The organism is Amycolatopsis echigonensis, from assembly GCF_014174495.1.
Taxonomy (GTDB): Bacteria; Actinomycetota; Actinomycetes; order Mycobacteriales; family Pseudonocardiaceae; genus Amycolatopsis; species Amycolatopsis echigonensis.
This window is the reverse complement of the sequence record NZ_JACJHR010000061.1, coordinates 24,499-44,599: the sequence shown is the minus strand read 5'-3', so window position 1 is coordinate 44,599 and position 20,101 is coordinate 24,499. Positions and strand designations below refer to the sequence as shown.

The following is a 20,101-nucleotide window of genomic DNA, read 5'->3' as shown; positions in this document are numbered from 1 at the left end:
CTCTCCTGGTCCACGTGTGATCATGATAACCGGGGTGATCTACAACTCCGCAGGTTCGAGCACGCCCCGCAGCGCCAGGAGGCTCTCCAGCAGGAAGTAGTCGCCCCAGACCAGCTCCGCGTCGGTGGCGACCCCGCGCCGGGGGTCGAAACAGCCCCCGGTGAACATGCCCGGCCGGCGGTGGTCCCCCACACCGGTCGGCGTGACGAACGTGGTCAGGGTGTCCACCATCGCGGCGGCGTGCTCCCGGTACCGCGGGCGGTCCGGGAGGAGCGCGGCCAGCTTGAGCAGTGCGGCCGCGGCGATGGCGGTCGCGGAGGTGTCCCGCGGCTCGTCCGGTCCGGCACTGAAATCCCAGGGTGCGACGCGGTCGGCGGGCAGCTGATCGAGCCACCAGTCCGCGGCCGTCGTCGCCGGCCCGGCGAACTCGGGACCCACCCAGCGGGCGGCCTGGGCGAAGCCGAGCATCGCCCAGGCCTGGGCGCGGGCCCACGTGCTGTCGTCGGAGCGTCCCTTGTGGGTGTAGCGCCGCAACAGGGTCCCGTCCCACTCGTCGAACGCAGCGGACTGGCACACGGAACCGTCCTCGCGCAGGCAGTACTCGACGTGGCGCTGCGCGTGCGCGCGGGCCATGTCCGCCAGCTCCGGCCGGTCCGTCTCCCGCGCGGCCCAGGCGAGCAGCGCGACGGTGCCGGGCACGGCGTCGATGTTGGCGGCACCAGCGCCGACCGCGTCGGACTCCTCGGCCTGACTGCCGAGCGGGATCAGCCCCGCGTCGTGGTTGAAGCTCGACGCGAGCGCCCGCGCACCGGCGAGCGCCGCCTCACGCGTGGTTTCGCTCTTCCCGGTCAGGTGTGCGACCCCGGCGCCGTAGAAGAACAGGAAACCGCGGAACGCCGTGTCCGAGCTCGCCCGGACCGTGAGCCGCTCGGCGACGTCATCGGCCAGCCGCGCGTACCGCCGCGCACCGGAGTCGACGGCCGCCAGCGCGAGGAGGCCGCCCCAGAAGCCGCCGGTCCAGAACCCGTCCGCGCTGCGGGTCCACTCGCCCGTGTCCGTGTCGGCGTAGTTCGGGAAGCCCGTCGCCACGTCGGCCGCGGTCTCGTCGATCCGCAGCAGCATCCGCTGCGAAGCTGCGTCCCACCGCCCGCTCACGACCGGTCTCCGCTCACCAGCACCGGCTTGAGCGTCCGGCCCGCGCGCATGTCCGCCAGCGCCTCGTCGGCCCGCTCCAGCGGATAGGCGGTGACCAGCCGCTCCAGGTCGAAGCGCGCGGCGAGATCGGGCAGGGACAGCACGTAGTCCAGGTGGTTCCGCGGCGAGAACGCCCAGCTGCCGAGCACCCGCAACTGCTTGCGGGTGATGTGGTGCGGGTTGAGCATCGTCGGCCCGTGGTCGGTGTACTGGCCGACCACCAGGTACGTGCCGCCGCGCCGGGTCATGGCCATGCCCTCGGCAACCGCGGCCGGCACCCCGGTCGCCTCGATCACGAGGTCGGCGCCACGCCCGTCCGGCGTCTCCGCCAGCACCTTGGCGAGCCGGGCCTCCTGGTCGGTCTCGGTGAAGATGTCGAGGTGCACGTCGCCGACGCCGATCTCCCGTGCGACTTCGAGCCGGTTGGCCGGCCCGCCGACGATGATCACCTTGCTCGCGCCGGCGACGGCGGCGAACATGGCCGCCGCCATGCCGACCGGCCCGCTGCCCTGGACCACCACGACATCGCCTTCTCGGGGCTTGCCGATGTCCAGCACCGCGTGCACGACGGTCGGACCGGCACAACCCAGCGCGATCACCTGCTGCGGCCGGATGCCCTCGGGCAGCTTGACGATGGTGGAGCCGGGCTGCAGGTAGATCTGCTCCGACCAGCCGCCGGACAGGTGCGGGGGCTGAGCACAACTCTGGTTGATGCCGTAGACCTTGCGGGTCTCGCACAGCGACGGCTCGCCCGCGGTAGTGCAGTGGAAGCAGGTGCCGCACGGGATGTTCGACGCCCAGGACACCAGGTCGCCTTCGCGCAGGGGCGCGCCGGTGGCGTCGGCCGACACCCCTTCCCCGAGCTCGCGGACCCGGCCGACCGCTTCGTGGCCGAGCACGACCGGCAGCGGGATCGCCATCCGGCCCTGCTGGAGGTGCATGTCGGTGCCGCAGACACCGGCGTGGGTGACGTCGGCCACCACCGCGCCCGGTCCGGGTCGCACCCCGGGGAACCGGATGACCTCCAGGTCGGCACCGAACTCCTTCAGCACCACGGCCTTGCGCTCGTTCATCGGGATCCTCCTCGCTGGGTTCGTTCGATCGTCCTCATCGGACGGCCCCGCTCGCGCGCAGTCGCGCGAGGTCGTCGTCGGTGAAGCCGAACTCGCGCAATACCGGTTCGGTGTGCTCGCCCACGTCGGCGACGCCCCGCCTGGTCGTGGCCGGGGTCCGGGACAGCTTGACCGGGTTGCCGAGAATGCGGGTCGTCCGCCGCCCGCCGACCTCGACTTGGGTGATCGTGCCGTTCTCGAGCACCTGCGGGTGTGCCAGTGCCTCCTCGAGCGTCAGCAGCGGCGCGGAGAGCAGATCGGTGGCGTCGAACCGCGCGATCGCGTCGTCCGTGGTGAGCGCACGGACGGTGTCCCGCAGGGACTCGTTGGCCTTGTCCTTGTTGCGGGCCTGCAGTTCGGCGGTGGCGAACTCGGGGCGACGGCTGAGGTCCTCCACTTCGAGCGCCTTGCACACCAGGTGCAGTGCGTTCTCCCGGAACAGCCCGAGCACGGTGACCATGCCGTCACTGGTCTCGAAGATCCCGCTGTACCAGTCGGTGACCCAGTTCGTCTCACGCTGGTACATCAGCAGTGACGCGCTTTCCAGCGTCTGCAGCGCCAGTGCCGTGTCGAGCAGGTTGACGCTCACGTGCTGCCCCCGGCCGGAACGTTCACGCTCCAGCAGGGCGGCGAGAATCCCTTGTGCCAGCGCCATTCCCGACGCGTAGTCGACCACGGGAACCGGCAGGATGTGCGCCGTCAGGTTCGGGTCGCCCACGGTGCGGGCCATGCCGCTCAGCGACTGGGCGAGCATGTCCTGTCCCGCCTTGTGCGCGTACGGTCCGCTCTCGCCGAAGCCGGAAGCCGAAGCGTAGACCAGCTTCGGGTAGCGCTCGGCCAGTTCTGCGTAGGTCAGGCCGAGCCGGCGCACCGCGGCCGGCCGGTAGCTGTGCACCAGCACGTCGGCCCGCGCCAGCAACCGGTGCAGCGCGTCCATGCCCTCGCGTGTCTTGAGGTTGAGCGAGACGCTGCGCTTGTTCCGGTTCACCGCGACGAAGTAGGAGCAGGGTTCCCCCGCCTCCCCCGCCGCGCGGTCCAGCGACCGCATCATGTCGCCGCCGATCCCGCGCTCGACCTTGATCACGTCGGCGCCGAAGTCACCGAGGACCTGCGCCGCGAGCGGACCCTGCATGATCTCGCCGAGGTCGAGGACGCGGATTCCGTCGAGTACCCGGCTCATGACCGCACCTGCCCGGCGTAGACGTCCTTCGCGATGACCAGCCGCTGGATCTGGTTGGTCCCCTCGTAGATCTGGGTGATCTTCACGTCGCGCATCATGCGTTCCACCGGGTAGTCGCGGATGAACCCGTAGCCGCCGTGCAGTTGCAGGGCGTCCGTGGTCACCGACATCGCGTTGTCGCTGCAGAGCAGCTTCGCCATGGAGACCCGGGACCGCGCCCGCGGGTCGCCCGCGGTGATGAGCGCGACCGCGTCGTGGAGCAGCGCTCGGGCGGACTCGATCTTCACCGCCATGTCGGCGACCATCCCCCGCAGCAGCTGGAACCGGGACAATGCCTGCCCGAACTGCCGGCGGTCGCACGTGTAGGCGACGGCGGCGTCGAAGGCGCCCTGTGCGATTCCGAGTGCTTGTGCGGCGATCAGGGCCCGGCTGACGTTGAGCTCGCCGTTGATGTAGCGGTAGCCCTGCGTCGGGTCGGCCACGACACGCCTGCCGGGGATCCGGCAGTCCGCCAGGACGACGTCGGTGGTCGGGCTGCCCCGCATGCCCATCTTCTTCTCGTGCGGTCCGAAGGAGATGCCGGCATCGTCCTTGTGGACCATGAAGACGCCGAAGTCCTTCTCCCCGGTCCGGGCGAGCACGGCGTACCACTCGGCCCACGGGGCGTTGCTGATGAACCGCTTCTGTCCGTTGAGGACCCAGTCGCCACCATCCCGGGTCGCGGTGGTCCTGATGCCGGACAGGTCGGAGCCCACGGTCGGTTCGGTCATGCACCAGGCGGCACCCGCCTCGCCACCGGCGACCCTCGGCACCACCTCGGCGCGCAGCTCGTCGGAGCCATGACTGACCACCGTGGACGTTCCCGCCCAGTTGACCAGCAGCACCAGCGCGGAGCTGGCACAGGCCGCCGCCACCTCCTCGACGGCGATCACCTGGGAGAGCAGATCGGCGCCGGAACCGCCCAGCTTCTCGTCGTAGGGCAGGCCCGGCAGGTCCGCCGCGCGCAGCGCTGCCCAGGCCTCCTCGGGGAAACGCTCCTTGTCGTCCACGTCCGCCGCGTGGGGCGCGATCTTGTCCGCCGCCAGCCGGCGCACACTCGCCCGGAAGTCCTCGTACTCGGTGTTCATGTTCTTCCTGTTCCTCAAGGCTTTTCGAAGTACCGGTTCACATCGGTGGCCAGCGCAGGCCCGTGACGGCGCTGCCGTCGCGGGCGCCCGCCGCCTTGCCCGCTTCCTCGGCGGAGAGGCCGAACCGTGCGAGCACCCGCTCGGTCGCGTCGGCGGTGTCGGTCGGCCCGGGCGCCGCGGCGGTCCGGGAGAACACCGGCACCGCCGGCACGGACTGCGGGTGAAATCCCTGGTAACGCTCGGCGATCTGCGCGAACCCGTCCAGCTCGTGTGGTTCGAGAACCGGCGTGACGCACGCGTCGATCTCGGCGAAGAACTTCGTCCACTCTGCCATCGGGCGCTGCCGGAAGGCGTCGCTCAGCCGTGCCTCGATCCCGGCGAAGTTCGCCGGGTCGAAGTGGTCGGGCACCTCACCCAGGTCGAGTGCCTGCCAGAGGTTGGCGAAGAACGCGTTCTCCAGCGCGCCGACCGCCACGTACCGGCCGTCGGCGCACTCGTAGCAGCGATAGGCCGGCATCGACCCGGCGAGCACACCCTCGCCGCGCCGCGGCAGCGCACCCCGGCCCCAGTCGGTGAAGTTCATGCCCATCATGGACAGCACGCCGTCGACCATGGCCGCGTCGAGGTACTGCCCGCGGCCGGAGCGCTCCCGTTCGTAGAGCGCACCGACGATGCCGAACGCGGCGAGCAGGCCGCCACCGGCGAAGTCGGCGACCAGGTTCAGCGGGGGCACCGGTGGGCTCCCGGCCGGCCCGAAGGTGCCCAGCGCACCGCCGATCGCGAGGTAGTTGATGTCGTGGCCGGCCCGCTGCGAGAGCGGGCCGGTCTGGCCGTAGCCGGTGACACTGCAGTAGACCAGGCGCGGATTGAGCGCACTGAGCTCCGCGTACCCCGCGCCGAGGCGGTCGGCCACCCCGGGCCGGAAGCCCTCCATGACCACATCGGACTCGGCGACCAGCCGGTGCAGGGCGGTGCGGCCCTCGGTGGTCTTCAGGTCGAGCGTGACGAATTCCTTGCCCCGGGAAAGCGCCGGCACCGGCAGGCCGGAACGGCCGCCGCCGATCGCGATCACCTCGGCGCCGAGATCGGCCAGCAGCATGCTGCCGTACGGGCCCGGAGCGAGCCTGGTCATGTCGAGCACCCGGATTCCGGCGAGCGGTCCGGCCGCCCGGCCGGTCATCGAGCACCCCCGGCAGACCGGGAAAGAACTGCGGAATGAAGCAAAACTGTCCTCCTCAGCGAGGTCGCGGGTCGCCGCGATGGATCGATGCTCACCCGGGGCGCCACGACGCCGGTACCTCCAGCTGGAGGTACCGGTTCCGGCGGGCCGCCTGTGATCGTGAGGAGCCACGGATTCCCGTGCAGCCAGAAACTTCCGGCCATTCGGCGAGCAAGAGGAGCGATGATGCCTGCCCCCGCGACCGCGGACACCACCTGCCAGGAGTACGAGAAAGTGCTGACGGCGGCCCAGGCGGCCGCCCCGGTGCTCGCGGCGATGCCCTTGACCGAGCGCGCCGGCTTGTTGCGCGCCGTCGCCGGTGCGCTGCGCACGCAGGCGGACGAGCTGGTGCCGCTGGCCGACGCGGACAGCTCTCTGGGCGTGCCGCGGCTCACCGGCGAGGTCGAACGAACCGCCGGGCAGCTGGAGATGTTCGCCGATGCCGTCGAGGAAGGCTCGTGGCTGGAGGCGATCATCGACCGCGCCGGTGCGAGCGGCGCCGGCCCGGATCTGCGGCGGATGCTGATCCCGCTCGGTCCGGTCGCGGTGTTCGGCGCGAGCAACTTCCCGTTCGCCTTCGGGCTGGCCGGGGGCGACACCGCCGCGGCGCTGGCCGCCGGGTGCCCGGTGGTCGCGAAGGCACATCCCGCACAGCCCCGGCTGTCGGGGGCCTACGCGCGGGTGGTCGTCGACGCCTTGCACGCCGCCGGCGCGCCCGAGGGCACGTTCGCCGTGGTCCACGGGATGGAGAACGGGCGCAAGCTGGTGACCGACGCCCGGATCGCCGCCGTCGCCTTCACCGGCTCCACGGCGGGCGGACGGGCACTGGCCGACCTGGCCGCGACGCGCCCCTCCCCCATTCCGTTCTACGGGGAGCTGGGCAGCCTCAATCCGGTGTTCGTCACCCGCGAAGCCGCCCGGGTCCGCGGCAAGGAGATCGCCGGCGGCTTCCTGGCGTCGATGTCACTGGGCGCCGGCCAGTTCTGCACCAAACCGGGCGTGTTGTTCGTGCCGGCGGGCTACGGACTGGAAGACCTGATCGCCGCCGAGGCGGCCACGGCGCCGATGCGGTTGCTGCACGAGGGCATCGGCACCGCCTTCCGGGCCGAGGCCGCGCGGCTCGCCGCCCACCCGGCGGTCCGGCCGCTGAGCGTCCCCGAGCAGGACGCCGCGGACGAGTCGGTCGTCCGGCCGGTCCTGGTCAGCACCACCGCCACGGAGCTCGCCCGGTGTCCCGGGCAGTTGCTCGTCGAGTGTTTCGGACCGTTCGCGCTGGTCGTGACCTACACCGACGACGCGGAGCTGCCTGCCGCGGCGGACCTGGTGGACGGCAACCTCACCGCTACTGTGCACGGGGAACAGAGCGGTGACCCGGTCGCACCGGCCCTGCTGCGCACCTTGACCGGCAGAGCCGGCCGCGTCATCTGGAACGGCTGGCCGACCGGCGTGACGGTCGGCTGGGCGCAGCACCACGGCGGCCCGTACCCGGCAACGACTTCGGTGCACACCTCGGTCGGCGTCACCGCGATGCGCCGGTTCCTGCGCCCGGTCGCCTACCAGTCGGTGCCCGACACGGTGCTGCCGCCCGCGCTGCGCGACGCGAACGACCTCCGCATCCCGCGGCGGGTGGACGGTGCGCTCACAGCCGCACCGGTGACCGCGCCGCGGTAGCGGCCCGTCTTCGGCGAGCACGACCGGGGCCGGCCGCACGACCGCGCGTGGCACCGGGAGCAGGAACGGAATGCCCGCCGCCGGGACGAGGAGACCTGCTCGGCGGAGCAGGGGGCAACCGGACCGGCCAGGGCATCTCCGGTGGTACGCACTGCGGCGGCACGGGGGTCGCGCCTGCTCGGGCGCGACCCCCGTGCCGAGTGCATTCGCCGACGTCCTCGGCCGCGTCGACGAACACGCCTGGTGGCCACGTGCAGGTCGAGCCTGCTGTCGACGTCATCCAGGTCGAGGTCCGTGAGCTCCTGGATCCGGCCCCGCCGGTGGCGCAGGGTGCTGCGGTGGATCACCAGCGGAAGCGGTCTCGTCGTCAAGGTCGTCGCACCATCGGGCGATCTCGGCTTCCGGCGGATGTCCAACGCGACCGGGAAGGCCATCGTTCGCGGACTTCTCAGGCGGTCCAGCCGCCATCGACGGTGAGAGTGCTCCCGGTGGTGTAGGCGGCGGCGTCCGAGGCCAGGTAGACCGCGGCGCCGCCGAGCTCCGGCGGGTTCGCGACCCGGTTCTGCGGGATGCGGGCCAGGATCCGCTGGCCCCACTTGCTCGTCACCAGTCCTTCGGACAGATCGGTGTGGAAGTACCCCGGGGCGAGCACGTTCACCCGCACGCCGCGGGGCGCCCATTCGACGGCGAGGACGCGGCTGAGCGCCTCGACGCCGCCCTTGCTGGCGGCGTAGGCGGCGATCCGGTCGAACCCGGTTCGTGCGTGCACCGACGAGACGGTGATGATGGAACCGGAGCCTTGCTCGAGCATGTGACGTCCGGCGGCCCGCGCGCAGTAGTAGGTGCCGGAGAGATTCACGTCGAGTACCTGGGCCCAGTCGCGGTCGGCGCTGTTCTCGCTGCGCCGGAACGTCGGGCTGATGCCCGCGGCGGTGACGGCCACGTCGAGCCGGCCGAAGCGTCCGACGATCGCCTCCACACAGCTTTCGGCGAAGGCGGGCTCGGACACCGAGCCCGGCAGCACCAACGCCGAACCGAGGTCGGCGGCGAGCCGGTCGAGGTCCTCGCGGGTGCGGGAAGTGACGGCGAGGGTCGCGCCGGCCCCGGCGAGAGCTTCCGCGACGGCCCGGCCGAGGCCCTTGCCGGCGCCGGTGATCCAGGCGACTTTTCCGGTGAGGTCGAACGCGGTCATGAGCGCAGGTTCCGTTTCAGCACCTTGCCGGACGGTGTTCGGGGCAGCGCGTCGAGGAACACCAGGTCGGCGGGGACTTTGAACTTGGCGAGCCGGGCCCGGCAGAACTCGATCAACGCGGTGCGATCGGCCGGGGCGCCGGGGCGCAGGACCACGAACGCCTGCGGGACTTCGCCCCACCGCGGGTGTCCCATGCCGACGACGGCGGCCTCGACGACGTCCGGGTGCTCGTAGAGGACGCGTTCGACTTCGGGGGTGGCGATGTTCTCGCCGCCGGAGACGATCATGTCCTTCTTGCGGTCTTCCACGTAGAGGTAGCCGTCCTCGTCGACGCGGCCGATGTCGCCGGTGTGGAACCAGCCGTCGCGGAAGGCCCTGGCGGTGGCCTCGTCGTCGTGCCAGTACCCGGTGCTGACCTTGGGGCCGCGGAGAGTGATCTCACCCAGCTCGTTCGGTCCGACGGACGTGCCGGTCTCGTCGACGATGCGGACTTCGAGGTGGACGACGGGGCGCCCGACGGAGCCGACCTTGGCCAGCATGTGCTCGTAGTCGTTGAACGTGTCGCCCGAGACGGTCTCGGTGAGCCCGTAGGCGTCGGCGAACCACGCGTTCGGGAACGCGGCGAGGATCCGTTCGACCAGCGGGACGGGCATCTTCTCACCGCCACCGATGATGAACCGGATCGAGGACGTGTCCCGCCCGGCCAGGTCCGGCAGCTGCAGGATCGCGTTCATCATCGCCGGGGCCAGCCAGATGTTCGTCGGGCGCTCGCGTTCGATGGCCGCCACGACCTCCGCCGCGTCGAACTTGCGGAGCACCGTGAGCGAACCCCCGGCGTGCAGTGTCCCGACGCCGGGCAGGTCGAACCCGCCGACGTGGTAAAGCGGCCCGCACACGAGCGTCGTGTCGGCGGCGGTGATGCCGAACTCGACGATGTGCGCCAGGTTCTTCCACGCCAGATTGCCGTGCGTGATCCGCACGCCCTTGGGGCGGGAGGTCGTCCCGGAGGTGTACATCAGCCGCTGCAGCTCGTCCGGGGCGACCGGCACGGGAACGACGGACTTCCCTTCGTTGGCCGCCAGCAGATCGGCGTAGCCCGTCCACCCGTCGGCAGCGCCGTCCAGCAGCAGCCGGTGCTTCAACGCCGGCAAGGCGAGCTGCTCGATCGCGGGCCGGAACTCCGGCTCGGTCAGCAGCGCCACGGCGCCGGAGTGGTCGATGATGTAGCGCCACTCCTCTGGGGAGAGCCGATAGTTCAGCGGCAGGAACGCGGCACCGACCCGGTTGACCGCGAACGCGGTCTCGAGGAACTCCAGGTGGTTGTAGAGCAGGATGGCGACGACGTCGCCGCGGCCGACACCGAGTCCGGCGAGGCCGGCGGCGACCGCGTCGACGCGGTCGAGCAGCTCGCGGTTGGTGAGCTTGCGCTCGCCCTGTCTGAGCACGGTCCGGCCCGGGTCGCGGCCGGTGTTGTGGTCGAGGATCGTCGCGAAGTTCGCCATCAGCGCTCCTGGGCGTGGAAGCTGTGCAGCTCGTCCCCGGCCGGGCCCCAGTGGATCGTGCTGATCATGCCGCCGTCGGCGACCAGGTCGGTGCCGGTGACGTAGCCGGCGTCGGGGCTCGCGAGGAAGGCGACCGCACGGGCGATGTCGTCGGGCTCGCCGATGCGGCCGAGCGGCGTGTTGGCCACGGTGGCCGCGTGGATCGCGCTGTTCGACAGCGTGTCGCGGTTGAGTCCGCTGTGGACGACGCCCGGGCTCACGGAGTTGATCCGGATGCCGTCCTTCGCCAGTTCCGCCGCGAGCTGGCGGGTCAGGGCGAGCACACCGCCCTTTGCGGCGGTGTAGGACGAGAACCCGTAGCCGGTGTGCCCGGCGATCGAGGCGATCTGGACGATGCTTCCGCCGCCACCGGCTGCCATCAGCGGGACCACCTGCCGGAGCAGGATGAAGTAGCCGGTGAGGTTGACGTCCAGCACCCGTCGCCACTCCTCGACGCTCGACTCCAGCAGCGTCTTGCGGACGATGATCCCCGCCGCGTTGACGAGCACCTTCGGCGCTCCGAACCGCTGGGCGGCCTCGCGCACCGCGTCGGCGACCTGGGTCTCGTCGGTGACGTCGACGCCGAACGCGGCCGCGGCGGGCAATTCGGCCGCCGTCTTCTCCGCGGCTTCGCCGTTGGCGTCGAGCAGGGCGAGGGCGAGTCCGGACTCCGAGAGCCGCATGGCGCAGGCGCGGCCGATTCCGGAACCCGCGCCGGTGACGACCGCGCATCCCGCTGTATCCACTGCAGACCTCCTGTTCTTCGGGCCTCAGCCCATCGCATAGCCACCGTTGACGTCCACGACCGCGCCGGTCATGTAACTGGCCGCCGGCGAGGCGAGGAAGGCCGCCACCCGGGCGATCTCCTCGGGCCGGGCCAGCCGGCCCAGCGGGTTGTAGTCGTCGGAATACCCCTTGCCGCGGATCATCTCGGTGTCGACGACGCCGGGGGCGACGGCGTTGGCCAGGATTCCGTTGCCGGCTTCGGTCTTGGCGAGCCACTTCACGACCGCGTGCACGGCGCCCTTGCTGGCCACGTAGTGCGGCCCGGCCAGCACGCCCCCGACTTTGCCCGCCACCGAGCCGATGCACACCACTCGCGAATCGTGCCCTCGCAGGAACGGCAGCGCACCATTGATGCACCACAGTGTGCCCTTGATGTTCACGCCGAGCACGAGGTCCACTTCGGACTCGGACAGCTCGTCCAGCGCGACGGTCTCGCCGTAGACCGCGGCGCAGGTCACCAGCGCGTCGAGCCGCCGCGGTGGCCCGGCGGCCTCGGCCATCGCGGTGGCGATGGCTTCGCGATCGGTGATGTCGGCCTGCAGGCCGGCCGCGCTGCCGCCGAGCTCGGTGATTTCGGCGACGGTGCCGGCCGGGTCGTGCCGGTCCAGCGCCGTGACGTGGGCTCCGGCGAGGGCGAGTTCGACGGCAACCCGGCTGCCGATCCCGCGCGCGGCCCCGGTGACGACCGCACGCTGCCCGGCCAGGGAGGCCGGGCCGCGCGGGTCGAGAACACCGGGCGTCACGTCGCCTTCTGCTGCTCGTGAGCGGCCAGCTCCTCCATCAGCACGGGCACGCCGAGGGTGCAGGTGTGGATGCCGAGCACACTCGTCAGTTCCAGCACCTCCATGATCTCTTCCTTGGTGGCGCCGTAACCGAGCGCGTTGCGGATGTGCTGGCGCAACCCCGGCTCGTACAGGTGGGTCGTGGACGCGTCGATCGCGGTGTAGATCAGTTCCTTGATCTTCGGTTCCAGAACGCCCTTGCGCCACGGCACGGCCGAGAACTCGCGGTAGGCGTCGAAGAAGTCGGGATCGAGGCTCAGCAACCCCTCCCAGAAGGGGTTCCAATAGCCGCGCTCTTTGATGAACGCGTCGCGCAATGCGTTCTGGCGGGCGACATCTGTTCCGTTGTCGGACACCCGATCCTCCTTACTTCGCGGCCATCTCGGCGCGGCGCTCGGCGGTCGCGTCGTGATCGATCTTCAGGCCTTCGGGGTCGCCGTGCGGGTCGCCGGTGATGACGACGCCGTAGTCGCGGTAGGCGCCTTCGATCGTCACGTACTCGTCGCGCACGTCGCGACAGACGCGCTCGGGGCTGCGCTGCAGCGGTGAGCCCCAGCCGCCGCCACCGTTGGTGAGGTAGCGGAACACCGCGTTCGGCTTGGTGTGCCAGACCGGGGTGCTGGCGAAGTAGAAGTACTCACCACCGGGGTCGACCGTCCTGGTCCGCGGGTCCAGCATCCCGGCCACCGGCGTCGAGCCGGCGTAGACCTCGGGGCCGGTGCCGATGAGGTCCTTGTCCTTCGGCACGTTCTTGTAGTCCGGGTCGAACACCCACGTCGCGCCGAGCGCACCGGCCCGCCCGCCGTAGACGCCCACGCCGCTGGCGGACTTGGTGTGCAGCGGGCTCGACCAGTGCTCCGCCGCGGTCAGGTACAGCGTGTCTTTGAGAACGGCCGCGCCGCCACGGTTCTCCCCGGCGCCGGAGCTGTCGGGCACGTACTCCTTGCGCAGCACGACGGCGGGCACCTCGGACTCGATGGCTTCCGTCGCCGGGTCGAGGTTGTTGGCCTGGTAGACGACGGAGTAACTGTCGGCGTCTCCGGCCTCGGTCGCGCCCCACGGCCCGTGCTCGCCACCGCACTGGGCGGTGGTGACCCACGGGGTCCCGTCGGCGAGCACGCCGTTGGCGTTGTGGATGTTCAGCGAGCCGTAGTCGCCACCGACCGCCTTGCGGCCCAGCGCCTTCTCGAGTGCGCGGAACACCGCCAGCAGCACCGGGCCGGTGCTCTCCCAGTACAGGAACACAGCGCCGTCCGGTGGCGTGGCGCTGATGAACGTGCCGGCGGGCAGCACGATGTCGATCGGCCGATACGCCCCGGAAGTGAACGGCGTGGCCGGGTCGACGAGGAACTTCAGCGCGACACCGACCGCGGTCTTGGTGTCGAGGATGCCCGCGTTGATGCTGGTGCGGGCCTGCGGTGAGGTGCCGCTGAAGTCGAGTTCCATCCGGTCGGCGGCCTTGGTGATCTTCAGGCGGATCCGGTACTCGATCGAGTCGTCGACCCCGTCGCAGTCGATGCCTTCCTCGGCCTCGTAGACGCCGTCGGGCAGCCCGGCCAGTGCGGTCCGCATCGACTCGGCCGAGACGTCGGTGGCGTAGCGGACGGCGCCGAGGTAGGCGTCGACGCCGTAGCGCTCGACGCTTTCCAGGATCAGCTGCTCGCCGAGCAGGAGGTTCTGGTAGATCGTCTTGATGTCCGGCAGCAGCAGCGCGCAGAAGCGGGCGTTGTCGAAGATCAGGTTGAACGCCGACTTGACCGGCTTGTTGTCGCGGTAGAGCAGCGTCGGCGCGATCACGAGACCGTTCTCGTAGACATTGCGCTTCGTACCGCTGAACCCGGCCGGCACGACGCCGCCCATGTCGAGCTGGTGGGCCCGCAGGGTGACGAACGAGATCAGCTTGTCCTCGTGGAAGACGGGGCGGATGAAGCAGACGTCGTTGACGTGGTTGCCCGCGCGGTACGGATCGTTGCAGATCACCACGTCACCCGGGTTGAGGTTCTCCGGGCCGTACTCCTCGATGGTGTTGCGCACGGCTTCGGACATGGTGCCGAGGAACATCGCGAGGCTGTTGCTCACCGACGACATCGGGTAGTTCTGCTCCGGCGGGCCGGAGATCGTGGCCGCGAAGTCGTACCAGTCGCGCAGGATGAGCGAGAACGCGTTGTTCAGCAGGCCCGTGCACATGTGCTGCACGATGTACCGCATCCGGCTCGCCAGCACCGACGCGGTGAACCGGTCGGAGCCGTAGAGCTCGGTGAACTGGGCGTCGTCGAGGTCCTTGAGAGAAGTCATGGTTCACGCCTTCCGGATGCGCAGCTCGCCGTGGGCCCCGACGGTCGCGACCTGACCGGGGACGAGGAACGTGGTGGACAGCGGTTCGCGGATCACCGCGGGGCCGGGGACCCGGTCACCGGCCCGCAGGTCGCTGCGCTGGTACTCACCGGCGTCGAGGACCTCGTCGGTGAGGTAGCGGATCGGCAGGGTGCGGGTCGGCTCGGCGGACTCGCCGGCCGGGCGCTCGGGCAGCGTCGGGTACTCGACCTTGTCGGCCCGCACGACCGCCTGGACCCGGTAGGTGACACCCTGCACGGGCAGCGCCTCGAAGCGGTTGCCGGAGCGTTCCGCGTAGGCGTCGTGGAAGTTGGCGACCATCGTCGCGATCGCGTCGGCGTCGATCTCGCCGTCGGGCACGCCGACGAACGGCGTCTCCCAGGTCTGGCCGGCGAGGCGGCCGTCGAAGCTGCGGACGAAGGTGACGTTGCCGCGGTCCTTCTCCTGCAGCCGTTCGCGGAGCCGCTCCTCCATCGAGTGGTAGACCTTGTCGACCTGTTCGGCCGCCTCGGCGGTGAGCAGTGTGTAGGCGCTGCGGCTGTCGGCGTAGACCAGGTCCGAGCTGACCAGGCCGAGGGCGGAGAACAGACCGGGGTGCGGGGGCACGATGACCTCGGCCGCGTGCACCAGGTCGAGCACCGCGGGCAGCAGCATCGGTCCGGCCGCGCCGAACGCGACGAGGCTGTAGTCGCGCGGGTCGACGCCGTGCTGGATGGCGATGTTGACGACACCCTCGGCAATGTTGTTGATACCGATGTTGAACGCGTAGCTGACCCGCTGGTCGAACGACAGCTTGGAGTCCAGCGCGTCGAAGGCCTGCCGGGACAGGTCCGGGTTCAGCTTCATCCGGCCACCGGCGAAGCCGTCCGGGTCGATGATGCCCATCAGCAGGCAGGTGTCGGTGGTCGTGGGCTGGGTCCCGCCGAGTCCGTAGCAGGCCGGGCCGGGGTCGGCACCGGCGCTGCCCGGGCCCACTTTCAGCTCGCCCGCCGCGTTGATCGTGACGAGACTGCCGCCGCCGGCGCCGATGCTCGAGATCTCGTTCGACAGCGCGTTCACGATCAGGTCGTGCTCGAGCTCGAACGTCGTGTTCACGAACGGACGCCCCTCGGTGACCATGCTGATGTCGCACGAAGTTCCGCCCACGTCGGCGCACAGCAGGTTGCCCGCGCCGATCAGGCTGCCGAAGTGGGCGCTGGACACGGTGCCGGCCGCGGGGCCGGCGAAGACGATGCGGAAGGGGTGTTCCATCGCGACGTCGGAGCGCACCAGCTGGGCGGCGCAGTCGGCGAAGTTGAGGTCGCCGGTGAAGCCCAGCTCCTGCAGACCGGAGTCGAGCCGGCGGGTGTACTCGTCGTAGGTCAGCCGCATGAACACGTCGACCACGGTGGTCGATGCGCGGGCGAACTCCTTGGCCAGCGGGGAAACTTCGCTGGAGATGGAGACCGGGATGTCGCCCAGCTCTTCGTGCACGAGCTGGCGCAGGCGTTCTTCGTGGTGGTTGTTGACGTAGGCGTTGATCAAGCAGATCGCGACGCCTTCGACGTTGCAGCCACGCAGGATCCGCAGTTCCTCGCGAGCGTGGTCTTCGTCGAGCTGGATCAGGATGCCGCCGTCGGCGGTGAGGCGCTCCCGGATCCCGCGCCGCAGATAACGCGGCACCAGAGGTTGGTTCGCGTCGCCGTAGGAGCGGCGCCACGACGGGTTCATCAGGCCCTCCACCGGTCGCCACGTGCGGCCGATGTCGAGGATGTCCCGGTGTCCCAACGTGGTCAGGAACGCGATCTTCGGCAGCCGGCGCGTGATGATCGCGTTCAAGCCGTGCGTGCTCGCGTGGTTGAAGACCGCGGAATCCGCGACCCCGATTTCCTCGGCGCCGCGCAGCACACCGCGTTCGGTCGTGCGCACGTCCGTGGACACCTTGACCGTGCGGATCTCTCCGTCCGCGATCGCCACCACGTCCGTGAACGTGCCTCCGACGTCTACTCCGATCATGAAACTTCCCGCCTTTCGCAAGTGGTGGTCAGTAGACGTCGAGGCCGTCCGAGGTCAGCACGATCGGGCCGAGCAGCGGCCCGCGTTCACGGCTCACCGATTCGAGCGTCTTCTGGTGCTTGACGACGGTGAACCAGCCGCCTTCGGTCAGCACGGGGTAGCGGCGGAAGTCGGCCGCTGAAGAACCCGGGAAATCGCGTTCGAGGTCGACGCCCAGCGCCGCCAGCTCGTCCGCCGTGACTTCCTCCCGGGTGACCGCGAGTCCCTCCGGGACGGGTGTTTCGACTGCATCCATGGGCCATCACTCCGGTGTGTTGTGCCGCTGGCGAGTTTCGTGTACCAATCGGTCTACGAAACCGTGATGGTGAGCACTGTAGGTCTCCGGCTGCGGCCTGACAAGCCCGGACCGGGTGAGAAGGGGAGCTTCGGCGATGACGACACCGGTACAGCTGGAGATCGCGGACCGCGTGGCGACCGTCCGCCTGGACGCGCCACCACTGAACGCGTTCGACACGGGGATGCAGCGCGCGCTGGCCGATGCGGCCGCCACGCTCGAGGCCGATCCCGGAGTCCACGCCGTGGTGCTCTACGGCGGTCCACGGTGCTTCGCCGCGGGCGCGGACATCAAGCAGCTCGCGGCATTCGGCTTCGAGGACATCACCGGCTGGAACCGGGCGTTGCAGCAGACGTTCACGCGGTTCGCCGAACTGCCGGTGCCGGTCGTCGCGGCCGTCACCGGCTACGCGCTGGGCGGCGGGATGGAACTCGCCCTCACCGCCGACTTCCGGATCGCCGCCGAAGACGCCGTCCTCGGGCTGCCCGAGGTCCTGCTGGGGATCATCCCCGGCTCCGGCGGGACGCAACGCCTGACCCGGCTGGTCGGGCGAGGCAAGGCGAAGGAACTGATGATGACCGGGCGGCGGGTACCCGCGCAAGAAGCCCTGGACCTGGGCATTGTGGACCGGCTCGCGGAGGATCCCTACGAGGCAGCGCTCGGCTTCGCACACGAGCTCGCAGCCGGCCCCCGATTCGCGATCCAGGCCATCAAGGAGGCGGTCGACCAGGGGATCGACCTGCCGATCGCGGGCGGGCTGGCGCTGGAGCGCTCGTTGATCGCCGGTCTGTTCGCGACGACCGACCGGGACACGGGCATGGCATCGTTCCTGCAGCACGGACCGGGCAAGGCGAGGTTCGGTGATCCCGCCTAAAGTGAACAACCTGTCACCGACGGAGGGGAACGATGCCGAGACCACCGGGGCACGGGCCCGGCTACGAGATCAAGCGCCAGGAGATCATCGACCAGGCCGCCGCGCTGTTCGCCAAACACGGCTACGCCGCCACCGGCATCGCGGAGCTGGGACAGGTCGCCGGCCTCGCCAAGGGCGCGCTGTACTACTACATCGGCTCGAAGGAGAACCTGCTCGTCGAGATCCAGGACCGGGTCCTGGGGCCGCTGCTGACCGCGGCCCGGCAGATCGCCGCGCTCGACGAGGACCCGGTGCTGCGCCTGCGGCTGCTGTCGGAGACGTTGCTCGGGAACATCCTCGCCCGGCTCGACCACATCTGGGTCTACGAGCACGACTACCGGCACCTGCGCGGCGCCAACCGGGCCCGCCTGCTGCGGCAGCGCCGGGAGTTCGAGAAGATCGTGCTGGATCTGCTGGCCGAGGCGATGGAGTCCGGGGCGTTCCGCCGCCTCGACCCCCGGCTGGCCATGTTGCAGTTCCTCAACCTGCACAACCACACCTACCAGTGGGCGCATCGTGACGGCCAGTGGGACGCGGAGTTCCTGTCGCGCGAGTACTGCGCAACACTCTTCTCGGGGTTCTGCAACAGCGGCTACGACGTGGCCGGGCTGGAGAAACGGCTCGCGGACTACCGCGACCGCTCCTCCGCCTGAGGCCACGCCCGCTCAGGCGCCGGCAGCCTCCCGCACCGCCGCGGCAATCGCGTCCTTCGAGGGCAGCCACACGCGCTCCAGCGACGGGCTGTACGGCGCCGGGGTCCGCTCCGCGCCCAGCCGGATGACCGGGGCGTCCAGCGTCCAGAACCCCTCACGGGCGGCCACCGCGGCCAGTTCCGCGCCGACGCCGAACTCGCCCACCGCCTGGTGCGCGACGACCAGCCGCCCGGTCTTGGCGAGCGAGCGCAGCACCGTCTCGGTGTCCAGCGGCGCGATCGTCCGCAGGTCGATGAGCTCGACGCTGATGCCCTCGGCGGCCAGCTCCTCGGCGACGTCGGCGCAGTCGTGCACCAGCTTCGAGTACGAGACCAGCGTGACATCGGTGCCGGCCCGGCGGATCGCGGCCTTGCCCAGCGGGATCAGGTGCGACGCCGGCGGCTGCGGGCCCTTGCGCCCGTACATCAGGCGGTTCTCGATGAACACGACCGGGTTGGGGTCGCGGATCGCGGCACGCAGCAGCCCGTAGGTGTCCGCCGGCGTCGAGGGCATCACGACGGTCAGGCCGGGGATGTGCGCGAGCAGGGCCTCGAGGCTCTGCGAGTGCTGGCTGCCCGAGGACTTCCCGGCACCGAACTGGGTGCGGACCACCATCGGCAGACTGACCGCGCCGCCGGTCATGAACCGCAGCTTGGCCGCCTGGTTCATCAGCTGGTCGAGGCAGACGCCGATGAAGTCGAAGTACATGACCTCCACGACCGGGCGCAGCCCCGCCATGGCCGCGCCGACGGCCGCGCCGATGATCGCGCTTTCCGAAATCGGCGTGTCGCGGACCCGGCCCGGGAACTTCCCGGCCAGGCCCCTGGTCAGGCCGAACACGTTGCCACCGGCGCCGACGTCGATCCCGGCCAGGAACACCGAGCCGTCGGTCTCCAGCTCGTGCTCGAGTGCGTCGTGGACCGCATCCATCGTCCGGAAGACCTCGCCGGTCGCTTCGGCCGGCTCGGGCACCGGTTCGCGCGGGACACCCACGAAGTGGTGCAGCGTCTCCTCGGCGGGCTGGGCGGCGGCGCGGGCCTTCTCCACGGCGGCGTCGATCTCGGCGTCGACGGCCGCGTCGACCACCGCCGGGTCCTCGCCCAGCTCCCGCAACCGGGCGGCCAGCCGGACCAGCGGATCGCGTTCCTTCCACTCGGCCAGTTCGCCGGGGTCCCGGTACTTCAGCGGGTCGCCCTCGTAGTGACCGTGCCACCGGTAGGTCTCGGCCTCGACCATCACCGGGCCGGCTCCCGCTCGCAGGTCACCGGCAAGGCGCCGGACGAGGTCGGCCACGGCGACGACGTCGTTGCCGTCGACCTGATGGAAATCCATCGCGTAGCCGGGCGCGCGGTCGGCGAGCGAAGCCCGCGTCTGCGTCGCGATCGGGGAGAACTCGGCGTACTTGTTGTTCTCGCAGAAGAAGATCACCGGCAGCTGCCACACCGAGGCCAGGTTGGCGGCCTCGTGGAACATGCCCTGGGCCACGGCGCCGTCGCCGAAGAACGCCAGGGCGACGCCGCCGTCACCGCGCAGCTGGGCGGCGGTCGCGGCACCGACCGCGATCGGCACGCCGGCCGCGACGATGCCGTTGGCGCCGAACACCCCGCGCCGCGGATCGGCGATGTGCATCGAGCCGCCACGCCCGCGGCACGTGCCGGTCTCCTTGCCCATGAGCTCCGCGAACATACCCTCGACGTCGATCCCCTTGGCGATGCAGTGCCCGTGCCCGCGGTGGGTCGAGGTGATCACGTCACGGTCGTCCAGCGGCCAGCAGGCGCCGACCGCCGACGCCTCCTGCCCGATCGACAGGTGCAGGAAGCCGGGGATCTCGTTGTTCCGGTACAGCCGGGACGCGCGGTCCTCGAACTGCCGGATCAGCCGCATCCGCCGGTACATCCCCACCAGTGTGTCCGGCTCACCGTCGAAAGCCGTTGCCAGGTCGCTCACCCGGGTGGAAGTCATCGCGCTCCTGCCCTTGCCGTCCATCGATTTCCGCCCGGCCTCTTGACATCGCGCCGGGAACGACGAT

At 70.6% G+C, this 20,101-nt stretch carries 18 protein-coding genes; 3 read left to right on the top strand and 15 right to left on the bottom strand.

From position 1 onward, the window contains the following. Window positions 1–39 precede the first annotated feature (39 nt). Genes H5411_RS32590 through H5411_RS32570 form a run of 5 tightly spaced genes read right to left on the bottom strand, consistent with a single transcriptional unit; the run spans window position 40 to window position 5,793 of the window. On the bottom strand, window positions 40–1,155 hold the full coding sequence (locus tag H5411_RS32590) for a glycoside hydrolase family 88 protein (RefSeq protein WP_244194786.1): 1,116 nt from the start codon (window positions 1,153–1,155) through the stop codon (window positions 40–42). Next, entirely contained in the window at window positions 1,152–2,267 is a 1,116-nt protein-coding gene (locus tag H5411_RS32585; protein ID WP_101438467.1) for a zinc-binding dehydrogenase, read from the bottom strand. Before H5411_RS32585 ends, H5411_RS32590 begins: the two co-directional genes overlap by 4 nt. A gap of 34 nt (window positions 2,268–2,301) precedes the next feature. Beyond that, complete coding sequence (locus H5411_RS32580; protein ID WP_101438466.1) at window positions 2,302–3,486, bottom strand: CaiB/BaiF CoA transferase family protein; 1,185 nt, start codon at window positions 3,484–3,486, stop codon at window positions 2,302–2,304. Continuing rightward, window positions 3,483–4,613, bottom strand: coding sequence for an acyl-CoA dehydrogenase family protein (locus H5411_RS32575; protein WP_101438465.1), 1,131 nt, complete (start codon window positions 4,611–4,613; stop codon window positions 3,483–3,485). The genes H5411_RS32580 and H5411_RS32575 overlap by 4 nt, the downstream gene beginning before the upstream one ends. 37 nt (window positions 4,614–4,650) lie before the next feature. Beyond that, on the bottom strand, window positions 4,651–5,793 hold the full coding sequence (locus H5411_RS32570) for a CaiB/BaiF CoA transferase family protein (RefSeq protein ID WP_101438464.1): 1,143 nt from the start codon (window positions 5,791–5,793) through the stop codon (window positions 4,651–4,653). 225 nt (window positions 5,794–6,018) lie between these two features. Here H5411_RS32570 and H5411_RS32565 point away from each other — a divergent pair, with 225 nt between their 5' ends. Beyond that, the gene (locus tag H5411_RS32565; protein WP_101438463.1) at window positions 6,019–7,503 is read left to right on the top strand and encodes an aldehyde dehydrogenase (NADP(+)); all 1,485 of its coding nucleotides are present in this window, start codon (window positions 6,019–6,021) and stop codon (window positions 7,501–7,503) included. On the opposite strand, the gene H5411_RS32560 is transcribed toward H5411_RS32565, so the two are convergent. The 9 genes from H5411_RS32560 to H5411_RS32520 are packed head-to-tail and all read right to left on the bottom strand — an operon-like array spanning window position 7,386 to window position 16,428. Further along, entirely contained in the window at window positions 7,386–7,937 is a 552-nt protein-coding gene (locus tag H5411_RS32560) for a helix-turn-helix domain-containing protein (RefSeq protein WP_143271452.1), read from the bottom strand. The genes H5411_RS32565 and H5411_RS32560 overlap by 118 nt on opposite strands. Before the next feature lie 14 nt (window positions 7,938–7,951). Next, window positions 7,952–8,695, bottom strand: coding sequence for an SDR family NAD(P)-dependent oxidoreductase (locus H5411_RS32555; protein ID WP_101438462.1), 744 nt, complete (start codon window positions 8,693–8,695; stop codon window positions 7,952–7,954). Continuing rightward, window positions 8,692–10,197 (bottom strand): acyl-CoA synthetase, encoded by a 1,506-nt coding sequence (locus tag H5411_RS32550; RefSeq protein ID WP_183126017.1) that lies wholly within the window; start codon window positions 10,195–10,197, stop codon window positions 8,692–8,694. Before H5411_RS32550 ends, H5411_RS32555 begins: the two co-directional genes overlap by 4 nt. Beyond that, window positions 10,197–10,982, bottom strand: coding sequence for an SDR family NAD(P)-dependent oxidoreductase (locus H5411_RS32545; RefSeq protein WP_101438460.1), 786 nt, complete (start codon window positions 10,980–10,982; stop codon window positions 10,197–10,199). Before H5411_RS32545 ends, H5411_RS32550 begins: the two co-directional genes overlap by 1 nt. 24 nt (window positions 10,983–11,006) lie before the next feature. Beyond that, a complete protein-coding gene (locus H5411_RS32540; protein ID WP_244194785.1) occupies window positions 11,007–11,765 on the bottom strand; it encodes an SDR family NAD(P)-dependent oxidoreductase in 759 nt (252 codons plus the stop codon). Continuing rightward, window positions 11,762–12,160, bottom strand: a complete 399-nt coding sequence (locus H5411_RS32535; protein WP_101438459.1) for a carboxymuconolactone decarboxylase family protein — start codon at window positions 12,158–12,160, stop codon at window positions 11,762–11,764. Before H5411_RS32535 ends, H5411_RS32540 begins: the two co-directional genes overlap by 4 nt. Before the next feature lie 10 nt (window positions 12,161–12,170). Then, window positions 12,171–14,099 (bottom strand): hydantoinase B/oxoprolinase family protein, encoded by a 1,929-nt coding sequence (locus H5411_RS32530; protein WP_101438458.1) that lies wholly within the window; start codon window positions 14,097–14,099, stop codon window positions 12,171–12,173. A 3-nt stretch (window positions 14,100–14,102) separates the two neighbouring features. Beyond that, window positions 14,103–16,133, bottom strand: a complete 2,031-nt coding sequence (locus H5411_RS32525; protein ID WP_101438457.1) for a hydantoinase/oxoprolinase family protein — start codon at window positions 16,131–16,133, stop codon at window positions 14,103–14,105. A 28-nt stretch (window positions 16,134–16,161) separates the two neighbouring features. Next, window positions 16,162–16,428, bottom strand: a complete 267-nt coding sequence (locus H5411_RS32520) for a hypothetical protein (RefSeq protein ID WP_101438456.1) — start codon at window positions 16,426–16,428, stop codon at window positions 16,162–16,164. 136 nt (window positions 16,429–16,564) lie between these two features. Here H5411_RS32520 and H5411_RS32515 point away from each other — a divergent pair, with 136 nt between their 5' ends. After that, window positions 16,565–17,341, top strand: a complete 777-nt coding sequence (locus H5411_RS32515; protein ID WP_101438455.1) for an enoyl-CoA hydratase/isomerase family protein — start codon at window positions 16,565–16,567, stop codon at window positions 17,339–17,341. Window positions 17,342–17,373: 32 nt separating this feature from the next. After that, window positions 17,374–18,033 (top strand): TetR/AcrR family transcriptional regulator, encoded by a 660-nt coding sequence (locus tag H5411_RS32510; RefSeq protein ID WP_101438454.1) that lies wholly within the window; start codon window positions 17,374–17,376, stop codon window positions 18,031–18,033. 12 nt (window positions 18,034–18,045) lie between these two features. Here H5411_RS32510 and H5411_RS32505 read toward each other — a convergent pair whose 3' ends face one another. Then, window positions 18,046–20,034 carry an alpha-ketoacid dehydrogenase subunit alpha/beta gene (locus tag H5411_RS32505; RefSeq protein WP_101441159.1) on the bottom strand — a complete coding sequence of 663 codons (1,989 nt, stop codon included), beginning with the start codon at window positions 20,032–20,034 and terminating at the stop codon, window positions 18,046–18,048. Window positions 20,035–20,101: the final 67 nt, after the last annotated feature.